We start from the raw sequence: 26,220 nt of genomic DNA, 5'->3' as shown, positions 1-26,220 counted from the left end.
CGCCCGTGTTGCGTCCTGATTACAGTAATGACTTTCCATCATCCTTTTGCGGAGCGGCATGAGCGACATGGTCGTAGTGCGCAAGGAAGGCCTGTACTGCGTTCCAGGTGACTTTTACATCGACCCGTGGCGTCCGGTGGACCGCGCGGTGATCACGCACGCCCATGCCGACCATGCCCGCACCGGCCACGGCCATTATCTGGCGACGGCCGACGGCGCAGGCATCCTGCGCGCGCGGCTCGGCGAGATCCGTCTCGACGCCTTGCGCTACGGCGAATCGATTACCCATAACGGTGTGGCGCTGTCGCTGCACCCGGCCGGCCACGTACTCGGCTCGGCCCAGCTGCGCATGGAATACCGCGGCGAAGTCTGGGTCGCCTCGGGCGACTACAAGCTGGAGCAGGACGGCACCTGCGCGCCGTTCGAGAGCGTGCGCTGCGACACCTTCATCACCGAATCGACCTTCGGCATGCCGATCTATCGCTGGCAGCCGCAGGCGGAAATCTTCGACGACATCAATGCCTGGTGGCGCCGCAATGCAGGGGAAGGGCGCACCAGCGTGCTGTTCTGCTACGCCTTCGGCAAGGCCCAGCGCATCCTGCATGGCCTTGATCCGAGCATCGGCAGCATCGTCTGCCACGGCGCGGTAACGCCGCTCAACGCGCTCTATCGCGATGCGGGCGTGGCCTTGCCGCCGACGTTGGCAGTCGGCGACGTTGACGACAAATCCATCTTGCAACAGGCACTGGTGCTGGCGCCGCCGTCGGCCGCCGGCTCGCCGTGGATGCGCCGCTTCGGCGACTACAGCGATGCCTTTGCCAGCGGCTGGATGCGCCTGCGCGGATCGCGCCGGCGACGCGGCGTCGATCGCGGTTTCATTCTGTCCGATCACGCCGACTGGCCCGGGCTGCTCAGCGCCATTACCGCCACCGGAGCGCCGCGCATCATCGTCACGCATGGGCAGATTCCCATCATGGTGCGCTGGCTGCAACAGAACGGCCTCGATGCCGGCGCCTTCGATACCGAATATGGCGGCGAGGAAGAGATCGAGACTGATAAAGATGTGCCGGCATCTGCAGAATCTGCAGAAGGACAATCCGATCATGCGTGATTTCGCCCACCTCTACGCCGAGCTCGACGCCACCACCGCGACCAACCGCAAGCTGGACGCGCTGCAGGCCTATTTCCGCCGCGCCGAAGCCGCCGATGCGGCCTGGGCGGTGTATTTCCTGGCAGGCGGCAAGCCGCGCCAGGCGGTGCCGACCAAGTTGCTGCGCCACTGCGCGATGCAATACGCGCAGCTCGACGAGTGGTTGTTCGACGAGTGCTACCAGGCCGTCGGCGACCTCGCCGAAACCATCGCCCATATCCTGCCGCCGGCCACGCGCGAGGACGATCTGGGTCTGAACCGGTGGATGACGGAACGCATCGCGCCCTTGCGCGGCGCCGACGCCGAGACCATTCGCGCGGCGCTGTTTTCGTATTGGGACGTGCTCGACTGGCAGGGCCGCTTCCTGCTCAGCAAGCTGATCGGCGGCGGCTTCCGTGTCGGCGTGTCGAAGTTGCTGGTCACGCGTGCGCTGGCCGTGGTCGCCGACGTCGACGCCAAGACCGTCGCGCAGCGGCTGGTCGGCTGGACCGACCGCAGCAAGCGCCCGACAGCTGAAGGCTTCGCAGAACTGATTGCACCGCCGTCCGAGGCCGATCGCCAGCGCCGCGGCGGCCAGCCCTATCCGTTCTTCCTGGCGCATCCCTTGCTGGCCGATCCGGCCACCCTGGGCGACCTGGACGACTGGCAGGTCGAATGGAAATACGACGGCATCCGCGCCCAGCTGGTGCATCGCGAAGGACGCAGCTGGCTATGGTCGCGCGGCGAAGAGCTGATCACGGAACGGTTTCCGGAACTGGCGCAGTTGCCGCTGCCTGAAGGCGCGGTCATCGACGGCGAAATCGTGATCCGGCGCGGTGAGGGGAACAATGGTGTGATTGCCCCGTTCGCCGACCTGCAAAAGCGCATCGGCCGCAAGACCTTATCCGCCAAACTGCTGGCCGAATTGCCGGCGGCGTTGATCGCCTACGATCTGCTCGAACTGGATGGCGAAGACTTGCGCGGCAAGCCGCAGCACGAGCGGCGCGCGCTGCTGGAACAACTCGCTGGAAATATCCCGGCGCTGACTCTGGCGCCCGTGATCGATCTCAACCAAGCCGCCGACTGGAGCGCGCTGGCCGCGCTGCGCGAAAGCTCGCGCGCACGCGGTGTCGAGGGCATGATGCTCAAGGCGAAATCGGCGCACTACGGCATCGGCCGCACCAAGAACGTCGGCACCTGGTGGAAGTGGAAGATCGATCCCTACTCGGTCGATGCCGTGCTGATCTACGCGCAGGCCGGCCACGGCCGGCGCGCGTCGCTGTATACCGATTACACCTTCGCTGTGTGGGATGCCGAAGACGCGGCCGGAGAACGACGGCTGGTGCCGTTCGCCAAGGCCTATTCGGGATTGACCGACGCCGAGATCGCGCGCGTCGATCGCCTCATCCGCAGCAGCACCGTCGAGAAGTTCGGCCCGGTGCGCAGCGTCAAGCCCAGCATGGTGTTTGAAATCGGCTTCGAGGGCATCGCCGCCTCGCCGCGCCACAAAGCCGGCATTGCGGTGCGCTTCCCGCGCATCCTGCGTATCCGCGAGGACAAGCCGATTACGGAGGCGGACAGCCTGTCGACCTTGCAAGTCTTGCTCAACGAAGCGGAAGGACAGCATGCGGCGCGCACAGACTGACAACCCCGGCGCCGATGCCGACCTTCCGCTGGCCGTGGGAAGCGCGCGCAGCACGCCGGTGGAGCGTTGGTTCGCCGCACAGGGCTGGAAGATCTTCGCCTTCCAGCGCGACACCTGGCAAGCCGCCCTGGGCGGCGAGTCGGGCCTGCTGCATGCCAGCACCGGCTCCGGCAAGACCTACGCGGTCTGGTTCGCCGCCTTGCAACGTGCCGTGCCGGCGTTGGGCAGAGCCGGTCCTGTGCTTGCCGCTCCCATCCCCGTCCCCGCTGCCAAGCGCGCCAAAGCGGTCAACCAGACCGGCCTGCGCATCCTCTGGATCACGCCGATGCGCGCGCTCGCGGCGGACACCGCGCGCGCACTGGAAGCGCCGCTGAGCGCCTTGTTGCCGACATGGACCATCGGCAGCCGCACCGGCGACACCTCCGGCAGCGAACGCGCGCGCCAGCTGCGCAGCTTGCCGAGCACGCTGATCACCACGCCCGAGAGCCTGTCGTTGTTGCTGAGCCAGGACGATGCGGCGGCGCGCTTCGGCAAGCTCGACGCCATCATCGTCGATGAATGGCATGAGCTCATGGGCAGCAAGCGCGGCGTGCAGACGCAACTGGCGCTGGCGCGCTTGCGCCGCTGGCGGCCGGACCTGATGGTGTGGGGGCTGTCGGCCACGCTGGGCAACCTGCAGCAGTCCAAGGACGCCTTGCTCGGCGTCGACCGCGGCGTGCTGGTGCAGGGCAAGACCCGCAAGAAGATCGTGGTCGACACCCTGATTCCGGAGCATCCCTCGCGCTTCGCCTGGGCCGGCCATCTCGGCCTGCAGATGCTGCCGGCGGTTGTCGCCGAGATCGATCGTCACGCCAGCACGCTGGTGTTCACCAATACCCGTTCGCAGGCCGAGCTGTGGTACCAGAACCTGCTTGCGGCGCGGCCCGACTGGGCCGGCCTGATCGCGCTGCATCACGGCTCGCTGGATCGCGAAGTGCGCGAATGGGTTGAGCTGGCGATCAAGAACGGGCAACTCAAGGCGGTGGTCTGCACGTCCAGCCTCGACCTCGGCGTCGACTTCGCGCCGGTCGAGCGGGTGCTTCAGATCGGCAGCGCGCGCGGCGTGGCGCGCCTGTTGCAACGCGCGGGCCGCAGCGGCCATTCGCCCGGCCGTGTATCGCGCGTGACGCTGGTGCCGACCAATACGCTGGAATTGCTGGAAGCCGCCGGTGCGCGCCATGCGGTTGCCGCCGGCCAGGTGGAACAGCGACCGGTGCCGGAAACGCCGCTCGACGTGCTCGTCCAGCACCTGGTGACGATCGGGCTGGGCGGCGGCTTCCGTTCGCAGGAATTATTCGACGAGGTGCGGACTGCGTACTCCTATCGCGCGCTGCGTCCCGACCAGTGGCAATGGGCGCTCGATTTCGTCGTGCGCGGCGGCCAGAGTCTGACCGCTTATCCCGAGTATCAGCGCGTGGTGCCCGACGCCGATGGCGTGTATCGCGTGCCGGATGCGGCGATTGCGCGCCGCCATCGCATGAGCATCGGCACCATCGTGTCCGACGCCAGCATGCAGGTGCAATACCTGCGCGGTGCACGTATTGGCACCATCGAGGAAGGCTTCATCGCACGCCTGCGCGCGGGTGACCGCTTCCTGTTCGGCGGCCGCATGCTCGAGTTCGTGCGCGTGCATGAGATGACCGCCTATGTGCGGCGCGCCACCAGTGGTTCGGGGGCGGTGCCGCGTTGGCAGGGCGGCCGCATGCCGCTGTCGTCGACGCTGGCGCATGCGGTGCTTGATTGCCTGGAAGAGGCCGCGCATGACGATTATTCCGGCCCCGAAATGCAGGCGGTGAAACCCTTGCTGGCCTTGCAGCAGCAATGGTCGGCGTTGCCCACCGCCCGCAAGCTGGTGGTTGAGCATTTGCACAGCCGCGAAGGTCATCATCTGTTCTTTTATCCCTTCGCCGGCCGGCTGGTGCATGTGGGTCTGGCGGCGTTGATCTCTTACCGGCTGGCGCAGCGGCGCGCCGCGACGTTTTCAATTGCGGTCAACGACTATGGCTTCGAGTTGCTGAGCGTGACGCCGGTCGACATCGCGGAAATATTTCCGGACTCGGACATGGGCGGCGCCTTGTTCTCGTCAGAAAATCTGCTGCAAGACGTCATCGCCAGCCTCAACGCGACTGAACTCACGCAGCGCCGCTTCCGTGAAATCGCGCGCATCTCCGGACTGGTGTTCCAGGGCTTCCCCGGCCAGCCGAAAAGCACGCGCCAGCTACAGGCCTCGGCCAGCCTTTTCTTTGAAGTGTTCCGCAAGCACGACGCCGGCAACCTGCTGCTGACGCAGGCGCAGACCGAAGTGCTGGAGCAGGAACTGGAATTGCAGAGACTGCGCGAGACGCTGGCAGAATTGCGCGGCCGCAGCCTGCAGGTATGCAGCATCACGCGGGCGACGCCGTTCGGATTCCCGCTGATGGTGGAGCGCTTCCGCGAGAAACTGTCGACCGAAAAGCTTAGTGACCGCGTGGCGCGCATGCTGCAGGAACTGGAAAAGGCGGCGTTGCGATGACAGCAAACCATTCGACTCCCGGCGGTGCTCTGGACATCGTCGTGCTCGGCGAGCAACTCAGCCTGTTGCCGCAGCGCGCCGTGCTATGGCGCACGCGCAAGATGCTGATCGTGGCGGACATTCATTTCGGCAAGGCGGCGGCATTTCGCGCCGGCGGCATCCCGGTGCCGCACGGCACCACCCGCGCCAACCTCGATGCGCTGGATGTGCTGATTGCGGCGCACGAGGTCCGGCACATCGTCTTCCTCGGCGACTTCTTGCACGCCAGAACTGCGCGCGCCCCTGCGACGCTGATGGCGTTGCAGCGCTGGCGCGAGCATCACCCTGATATGAAGTTGACGCTGGTGCGCGGCAATCACGATCTCCACGCCGGCGATCCGCCCGCGCAGCTCGCAGTGGATGTTGTCGACGAGCCATGGCAGGTGGGTCCGCTGGCCCTTTGTCATCACCCGCAAGAATTGACCGGAGCGTACGTGCTGGCGGGACACGTGCATCCCGTCGTGCGGCTGGCGGTGGGGCGTGATTCGCTGCGGTTGCCGTGTTTTGTCTTTGGCGAGAAACAGGCAACGCTGCCGGCATTCGGTGCGTTCACCGGCGGGTATGAAATACGCGGCGGGCAGGACGAACAATTGTTCGTCTGCACCGATGACCGCGTGTTTATCTATCCGCGGCAGGTCTGAAGATCAGCCGCGCAGTGCGACGCTGAACATGCGCGTCGCCTGCAGTCCTTGCGCCGAGTGATGCGCGCCGGGAGACAGCGCAGTGATCAGCGTTGTCGGATCGTTGCTGGTTGCATGGTCTGTGCCGACAAGACGCATGCCGGTGCGACCGTTCACAGCCTCGCGCGTCGCCCGCACCCGTGCAGCTGCACGGTGAGTCATGCCGTGGCTGTTGCCATCGGCGCGCGTGATCCAGTCGCGCAACAGTTGCTCTTCGCGTGGACTGAAGACGCCGAACATCTCCGCCCCCGCGCCGTTGATGAGTCGCCAGAAGCGGCTCTCCTCAGGATCGCTGCCGCGCTTGATCCAGCCGGCGCGTTCCAGTTCGTACAGGAAGCGGCCGGCGTCTTCCGGATTATCCAGCCATTCATTGACCGTCTTGCCGGCGAAGCGGCAATAGTCCGAATGCATGTTGCGACCGACCGTGGCCTTGTCCTGCAATACGGCGACCAGCGCACGCTCGGGATCGAAGCCGGCAATCACCGCATTGGTGCTCATGCCCAGATCGTTGAGACGATAGCCGTCGCGCACGCGCCGGTAAAACGCGGCGGGGTCGTCCTGCCGCGCGGCGATGTCCGCCACCGCCTGCGCTGCCTTGTGGGCGTGGCCGGTGGATGCATTGTCGATGGTCACATGCAGCGTGAAGTAATACGGGTCGATGCCAAGCTCGTTGAGTTCATAGGCGCTGATCAGCAAATGCAGGGGCAGTTGCTCGTAGCCAAGGTTGTAGCCGATTACCTCGGGCAGGAATCGTTCGGTCTGATAACCGAGCGCCAGCTGGATCGCGCCTTGCACGAAATGCTCGTCGGACAGATCCTGCCAGTCATCGCAGTCGTGCGCGGCCAGCAGCTTCTTGTAGAGCGTGACGTGATTCATGGCCGGATCGCCGTCTCCGAGTTCTTCCAGATAGGTCAGGATTAGCGGACGGAAGTCCGGGTCTTCCCAGTACGCCAGCGTGCCGTACAGCCAGGAGCCGTCCACCAGCTTGGTAGGCGCCACTGCACGGATGAAATTGAGTGCATGCGAGCGCGTCGGGAAGTAACGGCGCGGCGCGCCGTCCTTGCGTGCCGACAGATAAGCCGCGTATTGCTCGCCGACGTGCGCAACACGTTCGCTTACCCATGCCTGCAAATCGTCGGGCGAATCCGGCATGTCGCAGGGCAAGTCGCGCGCCAGTTCCAGTTGCGCCTGCAGATAGCGGGCGCCGTCTTCGCGCGCCATTCGAGATGGTTTGGGGATGGACAAGGCACGGTAGAGAACCGAGCTGGATGCGTGCGTCGCTTCGTTTTGCGCAGGTGCGGTACGGGCGAGAAAATTTGTTGCGGTGGAAGCCATGGTGCCTCTGGATACAAAAAGGGGACAGGTTTCATCTTCGCGCAGTGCGCCGTTCAAGGTAATAGGCCGATCACGCAGTTTGAAGTCGGACGAGACCTGATAGCAGCGTCATCCGAGCATCCTCCCGACGCCATGGTCTTACTGCAATAACAGCGGTGCGCCGACTGACGCCGGAAGATACAGCGTCTATCGTGAACACATGGACGTCGCCTCATGCGAGGCAAGGCATCCTCGGCGTCCCCCAATCACCATACAACATCAAACATCAGGAGAGCATCATGGATATCCGACATCACTCGAAGGCACCGGTGACGATTGCCGCCACGCTGGTCGCACTGATCGGCATCGGCGCGGTGTGGTTGCTGCGCGTGTATTGGTTCGGCATATAAAAGAAAAGCAAACCGTGTTCCGAGGTTTCCCTTTTTTGCCATAAAAAAGGCCGCCCCGAAGGCGGCCTGAACCCAAAAGACTATTCTTGACTCAAGGCATCAGCTTTGCTTGGAGCCGCCCTGATTGTTGCCTTGCTGCTTGTTCTGGTCGCTGGAACCGGCTTGCTGGCCCTGGCGCGAACCCTGCTGGTCTTGCTGCTTGTTCTGCGGCTGGTTGGCCTGTTCGTGCGAACGTCCGCCACCCTGCGTGATGCTGGAGTTGCCGGAATTGTCGGCGCTGCCTTGCTGACGACCGGAGCTGGCGTTGTTCTGGTCCTGCTGATTGCGCGAGCCCTTGTCGCTGCCGGCTTGTTGCTGTCCTGCATTCTGACCTTGGCCGGCTTGTTGGCCGCGTTGCTGGTTTTGCTGATCTTGCTGGGCCTGATCCTTTTGGGATTGATTTTGCTGAGCCTGGCCGGGTTGTTGCTGCTTGCTGTCGTTTTGTTGATTGGACATGTAATTCTCCTCGTGATCCGGTCGTTGGAAGACGCCGGCGGACTTGACCGTAGATCCGTTGGCGAGAAACCATCTTGCCTGCAAGCCGGGGTTGTTTCTATCGGCGCAATGCCCATCCCGTTGTGGGTCGACATACCCGCCGCTGTCAGCGGATTGCTCACCGGGAAGGCGGGAAATGCGATTGCTTGCCCGTCAACAATAAGAAATTCTCCTATAGGGCGCGCGCTCAAGGATCGCTACGATGTTGTCATCGGCGCCCCCATGATCAGGTCGGCACTAACGCGCCATCATCAGCGTTTGGAGAATCGGAATTGATTCATGAAGTGACAGTTTATTTCCCGTGGCTGGGAGCTTGTCTGGCGGGATTCGTCCTGATCGCGGCGGCGGCCATTTTCGTACTGCGTCTTTACCTGGTGGAAAACCGCGTCGAGAAGGAGTTGCGCGGCTGCGACGAATTCCTGTTCCTGTGCAAGCGCGCCTGCGATGAAGCCATTACCCCCGATGAGGCATGGTGGCGTGCCGAGCAGGGCGACCTGGGCGCCGGGGCGGCGCGTCTGCATCACCGCCGTAACACCCTGCGCAAAGCCATCAAGATCCTGACCGTCGCCGCACTGGCGGCGTGCGCCTTGCTGATCGCGGGGGCGTTGTCGGCAGCCACGGCGACCGGCAGCATGGCGGTGTCGGCGATAGTGCTGACGCGTTGCATCATTCGCTTTCCCGCGCGCGGTAGCGATGCTGATAGCAGTTGCAGTGAAGGCGTCGCGCCGGTCCGTTCGGTGCAGATCGTGCAATTGGATAAACCGGAGGCGGAGGTCGCCGTGACGCCCGAGTCGGCGCCGCCCGCACTGTCCACACCGCGGACGCAGGTCGTGACGCTGACTTACTGACGGGCAGTGGTCAATCCTTGCTGCGCAGGATTTTGGCCAGATCGGACAGCTGATAGGGTTTGTTGAGGAATGCGAATTCAGTGCCCAATTGCTGGTTGGAGGTCAGTGCCGGGAACGGATGGCCCGAGGCGAGGATGATCTTGGTCGATGGGTGGCGCTGGCGAGTCAGTTGCGCCAGCTCGATGCCGCTGATGCTGTTGGGCATGATCACATCAGTGAACAGGATGTCGATCTGCGGCATCCGCTCCAATACTTCCAAAGCCTCGGCGCCGTTGGTGGCGGTGAGAGCTTCATATCCCATGGTGCGGAACAGCTCGGCCGTGATGTCGAGCAGGTCGATCTGGTCGTCGACGATCAGCACGGTCTCCGCGTGCTGCTTGTGGTCGGTGCTCTGTACATTCGTGGCGTCGGCCTCGACATCGACAGGGACATAAATCGTGAAGCAGGAACCGCAGCCGACTTCGCTGGAGAGCGTCACCTCGCCGCCCGATTGCGAGATGAAACCGTAGACCTGGCTCAGGCCCAGGCCGGTGCCCTGGCCGGAAGCCTTGGTGGTGAAGAATGGCTCGAACACGCGCGCCTGCACCTCGGGCGTCATGCCGCTGCCGGTGTCGGCCACGCTGATCTTGGCATAGACACCGCCAGGCAGCGCGCCCACGGCTTTGTCCCGCAGCGTGACTTTCTCGGTGGCGATGGTGACCTTGCCGCCGTCCGGCATGGCCTGCGTCGCATTGACCACCAGATTCAGCAAGGCGGTCTCGAAGCGCGTGGCGTCCAACTTCACCATGACCGGCGCCGGGCTCTTGCGGATGTCGAACTGGATCGACGAATTGCCCGCACGGCGCAACACCGATTCGAAATCGGCGATGAGCGTGTTGACTTCATGTGTCTCCGGCTGCAGTGGTTGTTGCCGCGCGAACGACAGCAGCTGCTGGGTCAGGATCGCGCCGCGCGACAGCGCCCGGCGGATGCTTTCCATCGAGCGGGAACTGTCCAGCTCGGGAAACTGCACCGCCAGCAATTGCAGGCCGCTCGACGCCACCGCCAACAGATTATTGAAGTCATGCGCCACGCCGCCGGTGAGTTGGCCCAGCGCTTCCATCTTTTGCGACTGGAACAGCGCCGCATTGGCGCGCGCCAGGGCCTGGGCGGTTTCGCGCCGTTCCGTGACGTCGCGCGTGACCTTGGCGAAGCCGATCAGGTCGCCCAGTTCGCTGCGGATGGCGTCGACGATCACGTGCGCCCAGAAGGTTGAACCGTCCTTGCGTACGCGCAATCCTTCCTGCTCGTAGCGGCCGTGTTCGGCGGCCGTCATCAGGGCGCGCTCGGGCAGGCCGTCGTTGCGGTCGGTCTCGGTGTAGAAGTTGGAGAAATGCGTGCCGATGACTTCTTCCGCCGCATAGCCCTTGATGCGCTGGGCGCCGGCGTTCCAGTTGGTGACCTTGCCTTCCGGCGACAGCATGTAGATGGCGTAGTCGGTGACGCCCTGCACCAGCAGGCGGAATTGCTGCTCACTGGCTTGCAGCGTCTGCGCCGCCAGCTTGTGTTCGGTGATGTCGCGCATGATCTTGGCGAAGCCGAGCAGCTCGCCGTTGTCGGCGACGATCGGATCGATGATGCAACTGGCCCAGTACGTCGCGCCGTCCTTGCGCAGGCGCCAGCCCTCGTCTTCGAACTTGCCGTCGCGCAGGGCGGTGTCGAGCGCTTGTTGCGGCAGGCCGGCGGCGCGTTCTTCCAGGGTATAAAAAACCGAGAAATGCGAACCGAGGATATCTTCGCTGGAGTAGCCGGTGAATTGCTGCGCGCCTTTGTTCCAGCTGGTGACCTTGCCCTGCGGGTCGAGCATGCAGATGGCGTAGTCACGGATGGCCGAAATGATCAGCTGGAAGCGCTGCGCATCGGTGAGCGCCAGGTGGGCGGGTTGACTGCTGAGCATCGGTGTTCCTTGTCTGGCATCCTGAACCTCCGCCGCATGGCCGGTCGCAACGGCGCTGCATGCATGCTCGCCGACGTCGGCTGACAGAGGGTATGGTGCAGTATGCCGGGAGCGGCGCAGTCTTTCAACCTCCACGCCGTGTAGGACTCCCGGCAACAAGGACCGTGCCCGGGCGCCAGCTCAGCTGGCGCTCACCAGCTTGAGCCCGATCACGCCCGCCAGAATCAGCGCGATGCACAGCAGGCGCAACGGCGCCGTCGAGTCGCCCAGCAGCGCCATGCCGAGGATCGCCGTGCCGGCCGCGCCGATCCCGGTCCACACTGCATAACCGGTGCCGACCGGCAGCGTACGCAGGGACAGCGACAGCAGGACGACGCTGGACAGGCCGGTCGCCACCGTCAGCAGCGAAGGAATCAGGCGGGTGAAGCCGAGCGAGGCCTTCATGCCGAAGGCGAAACCGATTTCAAGTACGCCTGCAATGCTCAAGAATAGCCATGCCATGGGATATGTCCGTGGTGATGCGCCGGGCCGTGCGGCCGGGCGCGAGGGTGAAAAATGACTTAAGCGGAAACAGCCGCAGCAGGCGCTGGACGGAACGCAACACCGAAACGATTGAAGGCATTCATCAGGCCGATTGCGTAGGTGAGGTCGGCCAGTTCCTTGTCGTTGAATTCGGCCGCAGCGGCGGCATAGTGGGCGTCTGGCACGCCGGTGTCGGCCACGCGGGTCACGCTTTCGGCCCAGGCCAGCGCGGCGCGTTCGCGGGCGCTGAACAAGGCGCCGCCTTCATGCCAGACCGGCACCAGCACCAGCTTGTCGATGGCCAGGCCGGACTTGAGCAGGTCGCGGGTATGCATGTCGATGCAGAAGGCGCAGCCGTTGATCTGCGACACGCGCAGATAGACCAGGTCGATCAGCGCCTTGGGCAGGCTGCCTTTGAGCAGGGAGGAGTAGACGCCGCCGAAGGCCTTGTAGGTGTCAGGCGAGGCGTTGGCGTAGTCGATGCGCTTGTTCATGATGAGTCCTTGTGTTTGTCATTGAAGAGACTCCATGGTGCGCCGGCTTGGCCTAGTCCGGAAGATCCATAAATGGACTTGGTTTATGGACCATGATTTAGCGTGCGGGCGTGCGGATCACCTCTTACAGCAGCGCCAGGATGCGCCGTCCCAGCGCCTCGGCGGCGGCTTCGGAAGCGACGTTGGTGAAATTGACCAGCAGCGCCGGCACGCGCGCGCCGTCGGTGGTCCAGTCAGTCAGCGCTTCGGCGTACAGGCCGTCCTCACGCATGCGCGCCACCAGCTTGCGGTCCGACACGCGGCCGCGCAGGCGCAGGATCAGGTGCATGCCGCCGGGCGGTGATTCAATGCGGATGTGCTTGCCGAGCACGCGCTCAAGGCCGCTGCGGACGGCGTCGCGGCGTTCGGCGTAAAGCTTGCGCATGCGTTGGATGTGGCGGGCGAAATGCCCCTCGGCGATGAAGGCGGTGACGATCTCCTGCGTCAGCGCCGGAATCCCCGCAGCGAACACCTGGCTGACTCCGGCGAAGCGTTCGACCTGCGACTCCGGCACCACCAGATAGGCCAGTCGCATGCTCGGGAACAGGACCTTGCTGAAGGTTCCCGCATACAGCACACGGCCGTCGCGGTCGAGGCTCTTGAGCGCCGGCAGCGGACGGCTGACGTAGCGGTATTCGCCGTCGTAATCGTCCTCGACGATCCAGCTGTCGTTGCGCGCCGCCCATTCCAGCAGCGCCAGCCGCCGCGGCAGCGACAGTGCGACGCACAACGGACTCTGGTGCGCCGGCGTGACCACTGCAGCGCGCGCCCTGGGCGCGGCCGAGATGCCGTGTGCGACCTGCATGCCGTCTTCGTCGACCGGCACCGGCACGGCGCTCATGCCCATGTGCGTGAGCAGTTCGCGCGTCGGCGGGTAGCCGGGATCTTCGACCCAGATGCGGTCGCCGGTGTTGAACAAAGCGTGACCGATCAATTCCATCGTGTGGCGGTAGCCCGCCGTGACGAACACCTGCGCTGGCGAGCAATTGATGCCGCGCGACAGTTGCAGGTAAGAGGCGATCTCGGCACGCAGCGCCGGCAAGCCGTAGACCGACGGATGCGCCATGTCGGCGGCCTGCATGGCGCGCACGCAGCGCGCTCCCAGTCGCGCCCAGATCTTGCGCGGGAAGGCGTCCAGCGCCGGCAGTCCCATCTGGAACGGCAGGATGGAGTCAGGCCGGAAGCTGCTGACCAGCGCCTGCTTCGGCGCAGGCAGTTCAGCGCCGGCCAGGCGTGGTTTGAGATCGGGCGTGACGATGGTGCCGGCCTGGCCGCGCGCCTGGATATAGCCTTCCGCCGCCAGCAGCGAATAGGCCGCCTCGATGGTGCCGCGCGCCAGCCCCAACTCCTGGGTCAGCGCGCGCGCCGATGGAATGCGGTCGCCCGGCTTGAGCACGCCGGCGGCGATGGCGCTGCGGAAGCGGTCGTAGATCTGGCGGTAATACGGTGCGGCCGCCTGCGGATCCAGGGGCGCAAGAGGATTGACGGGGTGGGCGGGCTTGCTTTTGGCGGAGGACATGGTCTGGCAACAGTTATGCAGATGTTGAAAAATGATAATGCCATGATGCTACCGGTCGGGGGTACAGGCAAGGTGGATTCGAGTCATCATGGATCAATCAGAATGCAGATTCATGGATCTTGGAGATGGGGCATGGGTTTTTTAAAATGAACGCAGTTACTTCCAATTACTTCCGGCTTGGAAGCTCTCCAACCTCACAAACCTCGAATGGATCGACCATGAACATATTGCATCTCAGCTGCAGCCCGCGCGGGCAAGAATCCGAGAGCTACCGGCTCTCGCAGAAAATCATCGGCTTCCTGCAGGGCCGCACGCCGGCGCTGACGGTAGTCCACCGCAACGCCGCCGAGGGCGAGGTGGCGCATGTCGACGGCAACTATGCGGCCGTGCTCGGTGCGGCGCAGGAACCGTCGGGTTTTTCCGCGGAGGGTTCGATCTCCCGCTCGGAGCAACTGATCCGCGAGCTGGAGCAAGCCGACGTCGTGCTCATCAGCACGCCGATGCATAACCTGACGGTGCCGTCAGCATTGAAGGCATGGATCGACCATGTGGTGCGCATCCGCCGCACCTTTGACGTCACGCCGCAGGGCAAGATCGGCACGCTGCGCGACCGGCCGGTGTACATCGCCGTGGCGTCGGGCGGCGTGTACGCCGGCGAACGCGCGCGCCAGCCTGACTTTCTGACGACTTACCTGAAGACCATCCTGGCCTCGATCGGCCTGCACGACCTGCGCTTTTTCTCGGTGCAGGGGACGGCTTTCGGCCCGAATGCGCTGGCGCAGGCCAGGGCGGAAGCGGACTTGGCGCTGCGGACTCACTTCGCCTGATCCTGTGTTGATCTTGCTCCGATAACTATTTCATTTTTAACAAGAGGCAAAAAAAAGAGTCACGTTTTACATGTTTGCAATACTATTTGGGCCGGAGAGATAAACAACGCTAAACAGCACCGTCATTCGCCCTAGCCTGAGCAGATTGCAGAAACATGAGCCTTTTGAAAAAGATCAAAGTCGACGAACTCGAATTGGGAATGTATTTTTGCGGCTTCGAAGCCGCATGGCTGGACCATCCATTCTGGAAAAATCGCTTCCTGCTGAAAGATACTGCCCATTTGCAACAGGCGCGCGCCAGCGGCATTACGTATTGCTGGATCGACGTTGAACAGGGCAAGGACGTCACCGTGGCAGAGCCGGAAGCGGAAGAAGTCGAGGCGGAATCTGCACCGGAATCCGTAGCGGAATCCGCAGTTGTTGAAACCGCGCCGGGTTTGCGCGACGAACTGCCGGCCATGGTCGGCGCCGATCCTTTCTTCGAAGAGCTGGAGCAGGCGCAACGCTTGTGCGAGACCGCCAAGGACACCACCAAGGCCATGTTCGCCGACATCCGCATGGGCCGCGTCATCGACATGGACCGCTGCATGGACCTGGTCGACCAGGTGACGGCGTCCATTCTGCGCAACGCCGCCGCCATGACCAGCATCGTGCGGCTCAAGCTGGCCGACGATTACACCTACATGCATTCGGTGGCGGTCTGCACGCTGATGGTGGCGCTGGGCCGCACCATCGGCATGGATGAAGCCGCCTGCAAGGAAGCCGGCCTGGCGGGCTTGCTGCATGACGTCGGCAAGGCCTTCATCCCGGTGCCTATCCTGCACAAGCCGGGCGGCCTGACCCCGGCCGAAATCGACATCGTGCGGCGCCACCCGGTGCTCGGCTACAACCACCTGATCAAGAATTCCAACATCCCGCAATACGCCATCGAGGTGTGCCTGCACCACCACGAAAAAATCAACGGCACCGGCTATCCCGACGGCCTCAGCGGCGCCGGCATTTCGCTGCTCTCGCGCATGGCGGCGATTTGCGACGTCTACGATGCCGTGACTTCCGACCGTCCGTACAAGAAGGGCTGGGATCCGGCCGAGTCGCTGACGGCCATGTCGTCCTGGAGCGGCCATTTCGACAAGACCCTGCTGTCGGCCTTCGTCAAGACGCTGGGCATCTATCCGATCGGCTCGCTGCTGAAAATGGAATCCGGCCGCCTCGGGCTGGTGATTCGCCAGAGTGCGGCCGGACTGACCAAACCGGTGGTGAAGGCGTTCCGCTACGACAGCAACGGCGACATCGTCGACTCGGAAGTCATCGACCTGTCCGACCCGGCGGCGACCGACAGCATTCTCCAGCGTGGCGGCGAGGAATGGCTGAAGTACAACGGCCTCAACAAGCTGTGGATGCAACCGACCCCGCTGCAACCGCGATAAGCCAGCCGGGCCCGGGTCAGGCGCAGTTTTCCATTTCGAGGATCGCGAAGCCGCGCGCCGCAACCTCTTGCTCCACCAGCGCCGTGGCCGACTCCATGTGGCAATAGTTGCATTTCTCCACCGTCAGATGCGTCGGTTGCAATCCTTTCGCCGCCAGGTAGGTGCGGCCGTATTGCAGCACGGTTTCCTGATCCTTGACATCGGCCGGCACCAGGATATCGAAATGCATGCGCCGTCCGTCCGGGCGTTGCACGTAGGTGTCATAGACTGAAATCTGCATCGCTTTCCATCCTTTTCTTTTCCATTGAAGACTGCCGTTCCGACGCCGGGCCTTGAGCTTGCTCCTTGACGCCGGCTCGAAACGGCATGACATCAGGCCGCCGGGTTCAGCGCTACTTTCGGGAAGTCCACCGGCACGTCGAACGCCACGTTGACGTAGTTGGTGAAGATGTTCAGCGCCACGTGGGCGAGGATTTCGACGATGTGTTCATCGTCGAAACCGGCGGCGCGCAAGGCCGTCACATCACCGTCGGCCAACTGGCCGCGATTGCCGACGACCTTCAAGGCAAACGTCAGCGCCGCCGCGGTTTTCGGATCGTCGGATTGGCCGGCTTGCGCGGCCGACATCTGCGCCGCGCTGACGCCGGCGCCTTTGCCGAGCACCGTATGCGCAGCCAGGCAGTATTCGCAGCGATTGCGCTCGGCGATGGCGACGGCGATCTGCTCGCCCAGTCTGGCGCCGAGCACGCCCGAACCGAGCGCGCCGAACGCGCCCCACATGCTCTTGAGCGCAGCGGGAGAATTCGCCACCGCCTTGAACATGTTGGGTGTGGCGCCGAAGGCCTTGTTGATCTGCGTCAGCAGTGACTGGCGATTGGCGGTGGTGTCGGCGGGATTGATGAGTGGTACGCGGGACATGGTGTTTTCCTATGTTAAAAAATGAAGAGGCGGCGATGTGCTCGCCAGGGGTGATTGCGTTACTGCGCTACTGCATCACTGATCGACTTTGCCCGGCAGGGACAAATTGCCGGAGGCGACCTTGAAGACGTCGGCCACGCACAGCAAAGGGCTATGAACGCTGGCATTGACACGCAGGCCGGCGGCGACGCCGTCGAAGGCGGCGTTTTTCACCACGCCGATGTCGTCGAAGGGCACTTTGACTTCCAGCGTATTGCCCTTGAAGACCGGATTCCAGCCCGGGCTGTCGATCAGCAGGGGCAGGCCGGGCCAGGTCTTGGGCAGCTTGGGTTTGGCGCCTTCAGGAATATCCACGACCTTCAGCGCGCCCTTGCCGCAGGCGTCATCGGGTTGCAGCACCACCCAGTGCGAATGCCAGTCGCCGCCGCTGCCCGCGAACAAGGGGGTGTCGTTGAAATCGGGATGGCTGGTGACGGCGAAGGCGAGGATGCCGCTCTTGGCCTCGAAGCCGACCACGGACGGATCCATGGTGGTCGGCCAGACATAGGAAAACACTTTGCTGCCGGCCAGCTTGCCGGTCTTGCCCGGCTTGCTGGCGCCGGCTTTGCCGGATACCGCGATGTGGAACGTGGCGATGTTGCCTTCGGTGGTGATGCGCGTATGGACGATGTCGAATGGCGCTTTCACTTTGGTGGCGGCAGCGCTCTGGATGCCGCCGCTATGGTCACTGTGATCGCCGTGGCCGGTGCCGTGCGCCGCGGCCAGTTGGCACAGGCCGGTGCAAACCAGCGCTATCGTGATGTGCCGGAAGCTTGGATGCAATGTCATGGGAATGTCTCGGTAAATGGGTTGATCCGGATTGGGTGTTTGTTGGCTCACCGAAGTGAGCACAGGAAGAAGTTTGCAGCCGCCGGCGCTACAATTGGTATCAAATCGTCGTTACAACATATCTATTCGTCCAATATCATGGCTGACACAACACCGCCGCTGGATCGGCTTTCTTCGCTGCTGGAGCAGTTCCCGGTCTCCGCGCGGCTGTTCCATACCGGCGCGCTGTGCGGCGTCAGCACTTTTGATGCGCAACCGGGCCGGGGCTTTTTCCATGTGCTGCGGCAGGGTGAGATGGTGGTTACGCACAGCCAGGGCGCCGGGGTGGTGCGCCGGATTGAAGCGACCGAGCCGACCCTGTTTTTCTATCCGCAGCCGCTGACGCATCGCTTCCACAATGCGCCGCGCGACGGCGCTGATTTCACCTGCGCGTCGGTGCACTTCGAAGGCGGCGCCGGTCATCCGCTGGTGCGCGCCTTGCCGCCGCTGATCGTGTTGCCGCTGGTGAGCGTGCCGGCGTTGGCGGGGGTACTGGATTTGCTGTTCCAGGAAGCCGACCAGGTGCGCTGCGGGCATCGCCTGATCGCCGACCGGCTGTTCGAAGTGGTGTTGTTGCAGTTGTTGCGTTGGCTGCTCGATCACGGGCAGGAAGGCGGCGTGTCGATCGGACTGGTGTCCGGCCTGGCCGATCCGCGGCTGGCGCGCGCCTTGACCGCCATGCACGACAGTCCGCATTTGCCGTGGTCGCTGGAATCCCTGGCCGAGCAGGCGAGCATGTCGCGCAGCGCGTTCGCCAGTCGTTTCAAGCAGGTGGTGGGAGTGGCGCCGGCTGACTACCTGACCGACTGGCGCATGACGCTGGCGAGGAAGCAGTTGCGCAATGGATGCGCAGTGAAGTTGATCGCACCCGAACTCGGCTACGCCAACGCCTCGGCCTTATCGCGCGTGTTCACGCAACGTATGGGGATGTCGCCGCGCGAGTGGCTGGCGCAACGGCAGGCCGAAGAGAAATAGAGCAGGGTAGAGGGCGTTCACCAGGTATTATCGCGCGCCGTCTCCAGCAGGAAGTCGCGCAGCAAGCGCGCGCTCGGTCCGACCCGCTGCGAGTGGACCAGGAAGATTTCCAGCGGCGCGGTTTCGACTTCCGGCAGCACCTGCACCAGTTCCCCTGACGCCAGCAGCGCGCCGGCGTCGTACGCCGGCAGCCGCGCAATGCCTTCGCCGGCGAGCACGAAGGCCAGCCGCGAGGTGGCGCTGTCGGTCACCAGGTCGCCTTGCACGGCGACTTCGATGCTTTCGCCGCCGGCACGCACGGTCAGCGCCTTCTGCCCCGGCGGATAGATCACCCAGCGATGCTGCTCCAGTTCGGCTACCGACGCCGGCGCACGATGACGGCGCAGGTAGGCCGGCGCCGCGCACAGCATGGTCGGCTCGCGCACCAGGCGGCGCGCCACCAGCGACGAGTCGGCCAGCGGTCCGGCGCGCACCGCCAGTTCGATGCCCTGATTTGCCAGATCGACGTTGGCGTCGTTCATCGCCACCTGCAGGCGGATGGCCGGATAACGTCGGCGGAACGCCAGCAAGGCCGGCAGGATGCGTTTGTTGCCGAAGTGATGCGAGCAGGTGATGCGCACTTCGCCGCGCGGCTCGGCGCGCAGCAGCTCCATGCCGCGGATGCCGTCGTGGGCTTCGTCGAGCAGGCGCTCGCAATGCACGCGGAAGGCTTCCCCGGCCGGCGTCAGACTGAAACTGCGCGTACTGCGCAGGGCCAGCGGCACGCCGAGTTTGGCTTCCAGTGCGCGGATATGGTGGCTGACGACGGCGCGGGTCAAGCCCAGAGCACGCGCGCCGGCGGCGAAATTGCCGCTGCGCACGACGGTCGCAAAGATCGCCATGGCGCGCAGTTCATCGAGGATGGGGGAGGGGTTATCCATGCCTGATTGTATTATATTGTTTGACACTGCGTCATCATTGGCGGTGCTACCGGACGCCTGTTCTCCTTGATATCGTTCTTCTCAACCGAAATGTCTCGGTTTTTTGGAACAAGGAGATTGCCATGAGCGTTCAACATGTACTGTTTATTTTGACAAACACAGCCGAGATCGGTCCGAACAAGCGTGCTACCGGTTACTTTTTCCCGGAAGTCGCCCATCCGTACGAAGTCTTCAATCACGCCGGCATCGCCGTCGAATACGCCTCGCTGCTGGGCGGTACGCCGCCGGAAGACGGCTACGACGCCAACGATCCGGCCCAGCTGGCGTTCCGCAACAGCGCCGCCATCCGCCGCATGGCGCACAGCCGCAAGTTGTCCGAAGTCGACGTGCTGGACTACGACGCGATCTTCTTCCCCGGCGGCCTCGGCCCGATGGGCGACATCGCCACCGATCCGGAAGTCAAGCGCGTGATCGCCCGCGCCTGGAACGCCGGCAAGATCGTCGCCGCGGTCTGCCACGGTCCGGCCGCCTTCCTCGGCGTCACGCTGGAAGACGGCACGCCGCTGGTGCGCGGGCGCAAGCTGACTTCCTTCTCCAACCATGAAGAAGCCGGCTACGCCCAGGCCGACGTGCCGTTCCTGCTCGAGGATGCATTGCGCGCCGAAGGCGCAGAGTACGTGGCGGCCGACGACTGGCACTCCCACGTGGTGGTCGACGGTCGTCTGCTGACCGGCCAGAATCCGGCCTCGGGCGGAGCGCTGGCCGAAGCGATGGTTGACGCGTTGCAAGGAGTATCGCAATGAGCGCCGCAATCAATGCAGTGGACAATGCAGCTTCCGCGATCACGGTGGTGGCCCGCTGGCAACCCGCCAGCGGAGCGCACGGCGACGTGCTCGCGCTGATCGCCGAACTGCGTCCGAAGTCGCTGGCCGAGCCGGGTTGCCTGGCTTACGAGGTGTACCAGAGCGTGGACGTGCCGCGCAGCATCTTGCTGGTCGAGCGTTACCAGGACCAGGCGGCACTCGATGCGCACAAGGCGTCGGCGCATTATCAGGAGCTGGTGGTGGGACGCGTGCTGCCCTTGCTGACCGACCGTCGTGTGCAGTTGTTGCAGGCGCGCGATGCCGGTTGATGCGCGGGATCAGTCCGCCATCAGCAACTGCGAGATGGCTGCGCGCAGTTGTTGCGGATCCAGCGGCTTGTGCAGCACCTGATAGCCGCTGGCGCTGGCCAGTGCGATGCCTTGCGGCGAGGTGTCGCCGGTGACGATGATGGCGGGGACCTCGCGGCCCGTGGCATGAAAGACGGCGTGGATGACGTCGATGCCGGTGACGTCGGCGGCCAGGCGGAAGTCGCTGATCACCAGGTCCGGTCGGCGCGCGTCGTCGTCCGCTGCGTCCAGGGCCTCCAGCGCTCGCTCCAGCGAACGCGCGGCGAGCACCTTGTAGCCCCAGCTGCGCAACAGGATCTGCATGCTGTCGAGCACTTGCTTGTCGTCGTCGACGACCAGTACGGTGGCGTCCGGCGCAGTTGAGGCAACAACAAGCGGCGCCACGAAAGCAGGCGGGATGTCCGCCTGCCGGGTGTCGCGCAGGCTGCGCAGGTGCAACGAGAAGCACGACCCTTTTCCCGGTGCAGAGCGCAGGTCGACGCGCGCATCGATCAGCTCGGCGGTGCGCTGCACGATCGCCAGTCCCAGTCCCAGACCTTGTTCGCGGTCGCGGGCAATGTTCTGGACCTGATAGAACTCGTGGAAGATGTGCCCGAACTGATCGGCGGCGATGCCCACGCCGGTGTCGATCACGCAGATCTCCAGCATATCGTTGCTCCTGCGCCGGCAGGCCAGCAGGATCTTGCCGTTTTCGGTATAGCGCACGGCGTTGGAAAGCAGGTTGGCCAGGATGTTGTGCAGCAAGACCGGATCGGTGTCGAGCCAGGCCGTGGTCGGCCTGACCTTGAGTAGCAGTCCCTTGGCGGCGGCAGCCTGGGCGAACTGGTTGGACAGCAGCGTGAAGGTTTCCTGCAGGCCGAAGCGGCGTTTCTCGATGCGGATCACGCCCGCATCGAGGCGCGAAATATCCAGCAGCACATTGAGCAATTGCGACATGCCGGTGAGCGCCGACTGCAATCGGCCGGCCAGCATGTCGACCATGCCGGGTTCGATGTGCGGCGTCTGGGCCACCGTGCGCAGCGTGGCGATATACAGGCCGAGCGCGTGCGCCGGCTGGCGCAGGTCGTGGCTGGCCGCGGCGAGGAACTGCGACTTGCTGCGGTTGGCTTGCTCGGCGCGTTCTTTCTCTTCGGTGAGCTGGCGGATCAGGGCGTTGTTCTCGAAGCGCAGCGCAATGGCGTCGCGCACGGTGCGCTGGATCACCCGGCTATACGCCAGGTTGACGCCCAGCAGGAACAGCGACAGCACGCCAAGCACCGAAAACAGATGAGTGCCATGCGCGAACGAGCGCATGGCGAATGGCAGCACCGTCGGCAGGGCGTAGACGTAATAGGCCGGCCAGAATGACGACAGCGACGCCACCGAACCGCCGGTCATGCCGGCCAGCACGATGCAGATGTAGACGGTCACGATGGTATTGTCGGGAGAGAAAAACAGCAGTCCCATCGCGCCCCACAGGCAGCCGGATACACCCGCCCAGGCCACGTAGCGCCAGCAGCGGCGCGACGCAGACGCCTCTGCCGCAGTGCCCAGGCTGCGGCGATCGCGCCACACCAGCACGATGCGCAGCGCGGTGAGCAGATAAATGGCCGCCGCCCAGCCCAGCAACGCGGCATGGGCCACTTCCTTCCACAGCAGGAAAATTGTCAGGCCGGCAACCGCAGCGTTGCCGAGAAAAATCGGCGGCGACTGGCGATACAGTGTGTTGACCAGTTCCAGATACACCGACCGGTCTTGGGTGGGGAGCAGGCGCGTCATTGTCGTTGGATGCCGTTGGCTCAGGGCGGCAGGCTTGCCGGGTTGCAATGCAGTTTACTGTAATATCGGCGATCTGATGGGGTGCACGCTGCATTGCAAGGGGATCGCGGGAATGAAAAACATAGTGCTGGCCGAAGACCACGCGATCATTCGCGACGGTCTCAAATTGCTCATCTCGACGCGGCCGAATCTGAGCGTGGTGGCCGATACCGGTGATGGCGGCGACGTCGAGCGTCTGCTGCGCGAGCATCAACCGGACCTGCTGCTGCTCGACCTCGACCTGCCCGGCCTGCATGGCCTCGAGCTGACCCGCCGCATCAAGACATCCACGCCGGCCGTGCGCGTGCTGATCCTCACCGGCAGCCCCGGGCCGGCCTCGGTGCGCGCGGCTTTCGAGGCTGGCGCCGACGGTTACGTGCTCAAGCATGAAAACGCCGATGAATTGTTGCACGCGATTTCCCTGGTGCTGTCGGGCATCGTCTACCTCAGCAAGGGTCTCAACGGCATGGCGGATGATTTGCCGTCGTCGCCGGCGCCGGCGCCCATCACCGCGCGTGAACAGGAAATCCTCGCCCTCATCGCCCATGGCGCTTCCAGCAGCGACATCGCGGACAGACTCCATCTTTCGGTGTTGACGGTGCGCAAGCATCGCCAGAATCTCATGGGAAAACTATCGCTGCACAACGTCGCCGAAGTCACCGCCTACGCCTTGCGCAGCAACTTGTTCCGCCCCCCGCCTTAGCAGCCGTGGTGGAGGCAAATACTACAGATGCAGTATTTACCGCCGGCCCACCCGGTCTTAGCATGATGCCCACAGAAAACAATGCCGTGATCACCGGCAATCCAGGGGGTAAGCATGCCAGGCAACCATCCATCGCGTATCCGTTTGCAGCGTAGCCGCAGCGTTGCACATCGACTTCCCGCAATGATCGGTCTGCCGCTGATGCTGCTGGCGCCCGGCGCACAGGCGCAACTGCCGGCGGGGGTGTCGGGCGTCAACATCGAAGCAATGGATCTGGCCTCAGTCATGTTGCTGGTTCAGCAGCAGCGCACCACCATTCAGAATGCTGATCCCGGTCAGCAACCGCAACTGCAGCAGGAACAGACCAGGCAGGAACAGCAGCAATTGACGAAGCAGGAGCAGGAGCGCAAGGAACAATTGCAGCAGCTGGAGCAAAAGATAAAGCGGCAAGAGCAGGTGAAACAAGAGCAGTTGAAACAAGAGCAGACAAAGCAGGAGCAGCAGACAAAAGCAGGAGCAGCAGACAAAGCAGGAGCAGCAGACAAAGCAGCAGCTGACAGCCAAAGAACAGGCGGTGAAGGAGCAGCAGCAACTGTCCAAGCAGGCGCTGGGGCGCAAGGAGCAACTGGAGTTGCTGCAGCAAAAGATGAAACAGGAAGAGCAAGCGAAGCAGGAGCTCCAGACCAAGACAGGACAGCAGCAGGCGAAATCGCAGCCATCGGCCACGCCCGACGGCAAGATCGTGTCGCCGCCAAGGCAGCAGTTACTGGCACTGCTTGACCCCGGCAATGGCAAGTCTTCCTCTGCACTGACGACAACCGGCGACGTCGCGATCCATCTGGCTTCCGGACAGGGTAACCGCGATGCGCAGGCGCAAATCGTTGCGTCTGCCGTCGGCACCGCCGTTACCGGCCCGGCGCCGACCGGTTCAATTCCGCCCGAGGCCACGATGCCGTCCGCGGGCGTCACCGCAACAGGTATCGCGGGGATATCTACAGGTGTCGCCGCCGTCGCCGCGGCGCTGGGGGCAGCGGTGTCGAGCAGCAGCGACGCCGGTGGCGCCGTACAGAGCGCACTGCAACAGCAACAGCAGCAGAGTGCAGTGACTGCCGCACAACAGCAGGCCTTCAGTTACGTCACGGCCAACCTGGTCACGCCGCTGGCAAGCTTTCCGACTTCCATGCAGGCCACATACACCGGCCCGGTGACCGGCTCCGCCAGCGTGGGCGCAGGCGTGACCGGTACATTCCAGGCGCAGGTCGATTTCGCGACGATCAGGGGCGGCGCACCGTCGGTGCCTGGCACCATCACCTTCGCCAACGGCCTCGGAGGAACGTCCTTCACGCTGACGCTGATGGGCGGTTTTGTCGGCGGCGCCATGTCCGGCACCTACGCGGGACAGGCGGTCACGGGCTTCGTGATGAACGGGCGCTTTTATGGCCCGGCGGCTGAGCAGCTGGCGGGCAGCTGGTCCATGCAGAACGCCGGCGCCACGCTGACCGGATCCGGTTCCTTCAAGGCGCAGCGCTGACATGAACTCATTCTCTTCCGCCCCGTTCCGGCGTCGCGCCACGTCGCGCGCCTTGTGCGTCGCGCTGTGCCTGAGCTTCGCGGCAGGCAATCCGGCTCATGCACAGGGCACTGCCGAGCCCCGCGAACAGCAGGCGGCGCTGCGTGAACAGAACGCACTGGAACTGGCGTTTGCGCGTCGCGCCCTGGCCGAAAAACGTCCAGACCTCGCCTGCGCGCTGTTGGTCAACACGCTGCCGCAGGACGATACCGAAGCCGAGCGCATGCTGCTGCTGGGACGCTGTTCCAGCGCCACGCAGGAGCGCGAGCAGGCCGAGCAATACTATCGCCGCGCGATCGCGCTGGCGCCTGCCGCCGCCGCGCCCAAGGTCGAACTGGCCGGTCTGTATCTGGCCGGCGGCCGACGGGTGGACGCCGCGTCCTTGCTCAGTCAGGCGGCCGACGCCAGCGAAGGCCAGGCGCGCGTCACGCTGGATCAATTGACGGCGCAACTGCGGCCCAATGATCCGGTGTCGGCCAGCCTCGGCTCACGCGACAAGCCCTGGGCGTTGCAGGCGTACATGGGCCTGACCTGGGATGACAACACCAATGCCGGTCCGGTGTCGCGCAGTGTGCCGGCCGTCCTCGGCGGCATTCCGATCACCTTCGACCTGGTGGAGGACGCCATGCCGCGCAAGTCTGCGGGCGCCGCGCTGGGGCTCAACGGCAGCTATGCAGTGCGGCTCGACGAGCGCTTCTCGCTACTGTTCCAGGCGGCATGGTCCGGCACCGGCTACTTTGATCGGCAGGACTACAACAATGACAGCACCACGCTGGCAAGTGCGCTGATCTACAGCGACAAGGCCTGGTCCGCGAGCTTGCAGCCCAACGTGCGTTACACCCGCCTGGACGGACGTTTGCAGGAGACTTCGCCGGGCATGGTCGGGCGCGTCGCCCGTGCGCTCAACGATACAGTCTCGCTGACCGCCACCGGCGGCTACGCCAAACGCATCGTTCATACCGACAGCAGCCGCGATGCCGATGCCTGGCAAGGCGGCGTGGGCGCCATCGCACAGTTGACGCCCGCTCTGCTGGTCGGCGGCGAGTACCTGTGGCAGCGCGAACAAGCGCGTGAAACGGTGTATTCGCGCCGCCTGTCAGGTCCCAGCGCTTACCTGCAATATCGCATCTGTTCCGACGTGCTGCTTGGCGCGAATGTCAGCTACACCGATGTGCGCTATGACCAGGCCATGGCCTTGTTTGACCAGCCGCGCGCCGATCGGCAGATCACCAGTTCGCTTTCCGCACTTTGGGACATCAGCCGCCATGTCGGGCGCAACATGGTGATCCGCGCACAGTACACGCACATCGATAATCCTTCCAACATCGGCTACGGCTATTTCCGCCGCAATATGGCCAACCTGGGCGTACAGATGCAGTTCTGAC

At 64.1% G+C, this 26,220-nt stretch carries 24 protein-coding genes; 13 read left to right on the top strand and 11 right to left on the bottom strand.

All coding sequences use genetic code 11. From position 1 onward, the window contains the following. Positions 1-58 precede the first annotated feature (58 nt). From ACIROW_RS16775 to pdeM, 4 genes are read left to right on the top strand one after another with little or no spacing between them, the layout of a single operon-like run. Positions 59-1,111: a ligase-associated DNA damage response exonuclease gene (locus ACIROW_RS16775; protein WP_402277536.1), complete on the top strand. Its 1,053-nt coding sequence runs from the start codon at positions 59-61 to the stop codon at positions 1,109-1,111. Then, positions 1,104-2,774: an ATP-dependent DNA ligase gene (locus ACIROW_RS16770; RefSeq protein ID WP_402277534.1), complete on the top strand. Its 1,671-nt coding sequence runs from the start codon at positions 1,104-1,106 to the stop codon at positions 2,772-2,774. Before ACIROW_RS16775 ends, ACIROW_RS16770 begins: the two co-directional genes overlap by 8 nt. Continuing rightward, the gene (locus tag ACIROW_RS16765; RefSeq protein ID WP_402277532.1) at positions 2,755-5,325 is read left to right on the top strand and encodes a ligase-associated DNA damage response DEXH box helicase; all 2,571 of its coding nucleotides are present in this window, start codon (positions 2,755-2,757) and stop codon (positions 5,323-5,325) included. The genes ACIROW_RS16770 and ACIROW_RS16765 overlap by 20 nt, the downstream gene beginning before the upstream one ends. Then, complete coding sequence (pdeM, locus tag ACIROW_RS16760) at positions 5,322-6,005, top strand: ligase-associated DNA damage response endonuclease PdeM (RefSeq protein ID WP_402277530.1); 684 nt, start codon at positions 5,322-5,324, stop codon at positions 6,003-6,005. The genes ACIROW_RS16765 and pdeM overlap by 4 nt, the downstream gene beginning before the upstream one ends. Before the next feature lie 3 nt (positions 6,006-6,008). Here the strand turns inward: pdeM and ACIROW_RS16755 are convergent, their stop codons facing one another. Both ACIROW_RS16755 and ACIROW_RS16750 read right to left on the bottom strand, forming a co-directional pair. Beyond that, complete coding sequence (locus tag ACIROW_RS16755; RefSeq protein ID WP_402277528.1) at positions 6,009-7,379, bottom strand: iron-containing redox enzyme family protein; 1,371 nt, start codon at positions 7,377-7,379, stop codon at positions 6,009-6,011. Between the two features lie 488 nt (positions 7,380-7,867). Further along, entirely contained in the window at positions 7,868-8,263 is a 396-nt protein-coding gene (locus ACIROW_RS16750; RefSeq protein ID WP_402277527.1) for a hypothetical protein, read from the bottom strand. Between the two features lie 323 nt (positions 8,264-8,586). Here ACIROW_RS16750 and ACIROW_RS16745 point away from each other — a divergent pair, with 323 nt between their 5' ends. Then, positions 8,587-9,150, top strand: a complete 564-nt coding sequence (locus tag ACIROW_RS16745; RefSeq protein ID WP_402277526.1) for a hypothetical protein — start codon at positions 8,587-8,589, stop codon at positions 9,148-9,150. A gap of 10 nt (positions 9,151-9,160) precedes the next feature. Here ACIROW_RS16745 and ACIROW_RS16740 read toward each other — a convergent pair whose 3' ends face one another. The 4 genes from ACIROW_RS16740 to ACIROW_RS16725 form a co-directional block, all read right to left on the bottom strand. Then, positions 9,161-11,086: a PAS domain S-box protein gene (locus ACIROW_RS16740; protein WP_402277525.1), complete on the bottom strand. Its 1,926-nt coding sequence runs from the start codon at positions 11,084-11,086 to the stop codon at positions 9,161-9,163. A gap of 180 nt (positions 11,087-11,266) precedes the next feature. Next, complete coding sequence (locus ACIROW_RS16735; RefSeq protein ID WP_402277523.1) at positions 11,267-11,587, bottom strand: DMT family transporter; 321 nt, start codon at positions 11,585-11,587, stop codon at positions 11,267-11,269. 59 nt (positions 11,588-11,646) lie between these two features. Beyond that, positions 11,647-12,102 carry a carboxymuconolactone decarboxylase family protein gene (locus tag ACIROW_RS16730; RefSeq protein WP_402277521.1) on the bottom strand — a complete coding sequence of 152 codons (456 nt, stop codon included), beginning with the start codon at positions 12,100-12,102 and terminating at the stop codon, positions 11,647-11,649. A 124-nt stretch (positions 12,103-12,226) separates the two neighbouring features. Beyond that, positions 12,227-13,660, bottom strand: a complete 1,434-nt coding sequence (locus tag ACIROW_RS16725) for a PLP-dependent aminotransferase family protein (RefSeq protein ID WP_402277519.1) — start codon at positions 13,658-13,660, stop codon at positions 12,227-12,229. Positions 13,661-13,878: 218 nt separating this feature from the next. On the opposite strand from ACIROW_RS16725, the gene ACIROW_RS16720 reads away from it, so the two are divergent. Next, entirely contained in the window at positions 13,879-14,487 is a 609-nt protein-coding gene (locus tag ACIROW_RS16720) for an FMN-dependent NADH-azoreductase (RefSeq protein WP_402277517.1), read from the top strand. Positions 14,488-14,642: 155 nt separating this feature from the next. Continuing rightward, positions 14,643-15,914, top strand: coding sequence for an HD-GYP domain-containing protein (locus tag ACIROW_RS16715; protein ID WP_402277515.1), 1,272 nt, complete (start codon positions 14,643-14,645; stop codon positions 15,912-15,914). A gap of 16 nt (positions 15,915-15,930) precedes the next feature. On the opposite strand, the gene ACIROW_RS16710 is transcribed toward ACIROW_RS16715, so the two are convergent. From ACIROW_RS16710 to ACIROW_RS16700, 3 genes are all read right to left on the bottom strand, one after another. Then, positions 15,931-16,194: a DUF2024 family protein gene (locus ACIROW_RS16710; protein ID WP_402277513.1), complete on the bottom strand. Its 264-nt coding sequence runs from the start codon at positions 16,192-16,194 to the stop codon at positions 15,931-15,933. Between the two features lie 92 nt (positions 16,195-16,286). Continuing rightward, positions 16,287-16,832, bottom strand: a complete 546-nt coding sequence (locus tag ACIROW_RS16705; protein ID WP_402277511.1) for a carboxymuconolactone decarboxylase family protein — start codon at positions 16,830-16,832, stop codon at positions 16,287-16,289. Between the two features lie 75 nt (positions 16,833-16,907). After that, complete coding sequence (locus tag ACIROW_RS16700; protein WP_402277509.1) at positions 16,908-17,660, bottom strand: hypothetical protein; 753 nt, start codon at positions 17,658-17,660, stop codon at positions 16,908-16,910. A gap of 138 nt (positions 17,661-17,798) precedes the next feature. Here ACIROW_RS16700 and ACIROW_RS16695 point away from each other — a divergent pair, with 138 nt between their 5' ends. Next, the gene (locus ACIROW_RS16695; protein ID WP_402277507.1) at positions 17,799-18,674 is read left to right on the top strand and encodes an AraC family transcriptional regulator; all 876 of its coding nucleotides are present in this window, start codon (positions 17,799-17,801) and stop codon (positions 18,672-18,674) included. A 17-nt stretch (positions 18,675-18,691) separates the two neighbouring features. Here ACIROW_RS16695 and ACIROW_RS16690 read toward each other — a convergent pair whose 3' ends face one another. Beyond that, positions 18,692-19,594: a LysR family transcriptional regulator gene (locus ACIROW_RS16690; RefSeq protein WP_402277505.1), complete on the bottom strand. Its 903-nt coding sequence runs from the start codon at positions 19,592-19,594 to the stop codon at positions 18,692-18,694. 122 nt (positions 19,595-19,716) lie between these two features. On the opposite strand from ACIROW_RS16690, the gene ACIROW_RS16685 reads away from it, so the two are divergent. Together ACIROW_RS16685 and ACIROW_RS16680 are read left to right on the top strand one after the other, a co-directional pair. Continuing rightward, positions 19,717-20,397: a type 1 glutamine amidotransferase domain-containing protein gene (locus tag ACIROW_RS16685; protein ID WP_402277503.1), complete on the top strand. Its 681-nt coding sequence runs from the start codon at positions 19,717-19,719 to the stop codon at positions 20,395-20,397. Next, a complete protein-coding gene (locus ACIROW_RS16680; RefSeq protein WP_402277501.1) occupies positions 20,394-20,726 on the top strand; it encodes a putative quinol monooxygenase in 333 nt (110 codons plus the stop codon). The genes ACIROW_RS16685 and ACIROW_RS16680 overlap by 4 nt, the downstream gene beginning before the upstream one ends. A gap of 9 nt (positions 20,727-20,735) precedes the next feature. Here ACIROW_RS16680 and ACIROW_RS16675 read toward each other — a convergent pair whose 3' ends face one another. Then, positions 20,736-22,523 carry an ATP-binding protein gene (locus ACIROW_RS16675; protein ID WP_402277499.1) on the bottom strand — a complete coding sequence of 596 codons (1,788 nt, stop codon included), beginning with the start codon at positions 22,521-22,523 and terminating at the stop codon, positions 20,736-20,738. Between the two features lie 112 nt (positions 22,524-22,635). Here ACIROW_RS16675 and ACIROW_RS16670 point away from each other — a divergent pair, with 112 nt between their 5' ends. The 3 genes from ACIROW_RS16670 (at position 22,636) to ACIROW_RS16660 (ending at position 26,219) form a co-directional block, all read left to right on the top strand. After that, positions 22,636-23,265, top strand: a complete 630-nt coding sequence (locus ACIROW_RS16670; RefSeq protein ID WP_402277497.1) for a response regulator — start codon at positions 22,636-22,638, stop codon at positions 23,263-23,265. Between the two features lie 574 nt (positions 23,266-23,839). Further along, a complete protein-coding gene (locus ACIROW_RS16665; RefSeq protein ID WP_402277495.1) occupies positions 23,840-24,796 on the top strand; it encodes a hypothetical protein in 957 nt (318 codons plus the stop codon). Position 24,797: 1 nt separating this feature from the next. Next, a complete protein-coding gene (locus tag ACIROW_RS16660; protein WP_402277493.1) occupies positions 24,798-26,219 on the top strand; it encodes a surface lipoprotein assembly modifier in 1,422 nt (473 codons plus the stop codon). Position 26,220 lies beyond the last annotated feature (1 nt).

The sequence above is a fragment of the Herbaspirillum sp. NPDC101397 genome, assembly GCF_044767325.1.
Lineage (GTDB): Bacteria > Pseudomonadota > Gammaproteobacteria > Burkholderiales > Burkholderiaceae_D > Herbaspirillum.
Note: the sequence above shows the minus strand (reverse complement) of the source record. Positions and strands in the feature narration are given on the sequence as shown.

Coding starts and splice junctions, on each gene's coding strand:
- ACIROW_RS16735 (WP_402277523.1), bottom strand. CDS start 11,587: ATGGCATGGCTATTCTTGAGCATTGCAGGCGTACTTGAAATCGGTTTC.
- ACIROW_RS16710 (WP_402277513.1), bottom strand. CDS start 16,194: ATGCAGATTTCAGTCTATGACACCTACGTGCAACGCCCGGACGGACGG.
- ACIROW_RS16765 (WP_402277532.1), top strand. CDS start 2,755: ATGCGGCGCGCACAGACTGACAACCCCGGCGCCGATGCCGACCTTCCG.
- ACIROW_RS16740 (WP_402277525.1), bottom strand. CDS start 11,086: ATGCTCAGCAGTCAACCCGCCCACCTGGCGCTCACCGATGCGCAGCGC.
- ACIROW_RS16725 (WP_402277519.1), bottom strand. CDS start 13,660: ATGTCCTCCGCCAAAAGCAAGCCCGCCCACCCCGTCAATCCTCTTGCG.
- ACIROW_RS16750 (WP_402277527.1), bottom strand. CDS start 8,263: ATGTCCAATCAACAAAACGACAGCAAGCAGCAACAACCCGGCCAGGCT.
- ACIROW_RS16720 (WP_402277517.1), top strand. CDS start 13,879: ATGAACATATTGCATCTCAGCTGCAGCCCGCGCGGGCAAGAATCCGAG.
- ACIROW_RS16700 (WP_402277509.1), bottom strand. CDS start 17,660: ATGACATTGCATCCAAGCTTCCGGCACATCACGATAGCGCTGGTTTGC.
- ACIROW_RS16775 (WP_402277536.1), top strand. CDS start 59: ATGAGCGACATGGTCGTAGTGCGCAAGGAAGGCCTGTACTGCGTTCCA.
- ACIROW_RS16695 (WP_402277507.1), top strand. CDS start 17,799: ATGGCTGACACAACACCGCCGCTGGATCGGCTTTCTTCGCTGCTGGAG.
- ACIROW_RS16705 (WP_402277511.1), bottom strand. CDS start 16,832: ATGTCCCGCGTACCACTCATCAATCCCGCCGACACCACCGCCAATCGC.
- ACIROW_RS16670 (WP_402277497.1), top strand. CDS start 22,636: ATGAAAAACATAGTGCTGGCCGAAGACCACGCGATCATTCGCGACGGT.
- ACIROW_RS16730 (WP_402277521.1), bottom strand. CDS start 12,102: ATGAACAAGCGCATCGACTACGCCAACGCCTCGCCTGACACCTACAAG.
- ACIROW_RS16685 (WP_402277503.1), top strand. CDS start 19,717: ATGAGCGTTCAACATGTACTGTTTATTTTGACAAACACAGCCGAGATC.
- ACIROW_RS16675 (WP_402277499.1), bottom strand. CDS start 22,523: ATGACGCGCCTGCTCCCCACCCAAGACCGGTCGGTGTATCTGGAACTG.
- ACIROW_RS16755 (WP_402277528.1), bottom strand. CDS start 7,379: ATGGCTTCCACCGCAACAAATTTTCTCGCCCGTACCGCACCTGCGCAA.
- ACIROW_RS16690 (WP_402277505.1), bottom strand. CDS start 19,594: ATGGATAACCCCTCCCCCATCCTCGATGAACTGCGCGCCATGGCGATC.
- pdeM (WP_402277530.1), top strand. CDS start 5,322: ATGACAGCAAACCATTCGACTCCCGGCGGTGCTCTGGACATCGTCGTG.
- ACIROW_RS16660 (WP_402277493.1), top strand. CDS start 24,798: ATGAACTCATTCTCTTCCGCCCCGTTCCGGCGTCGCGCCACGTCGCGC.
- ACIROW_RS16770 (WP_402277534.1), top strand. CDS start 1,104: ATGCGTGATTTCGCCCACCTCTACGCCGAGCTCGACGCCACCACCGCG.
- ACIROW_RS16715 (WP_402277515.1), top strand. CDS start 14,643: ATGAGCCTTTTGAAAAAGATCAAAGTCGACGAACTCGAATTGGGAATG.
- ACIROW_RS16680 (WP_402277501.1), top strand. CDS start 20,394: ATGAGCGCCGCAATCAATGCAGTGGACAATGCAGCTTCCGCGATCACG.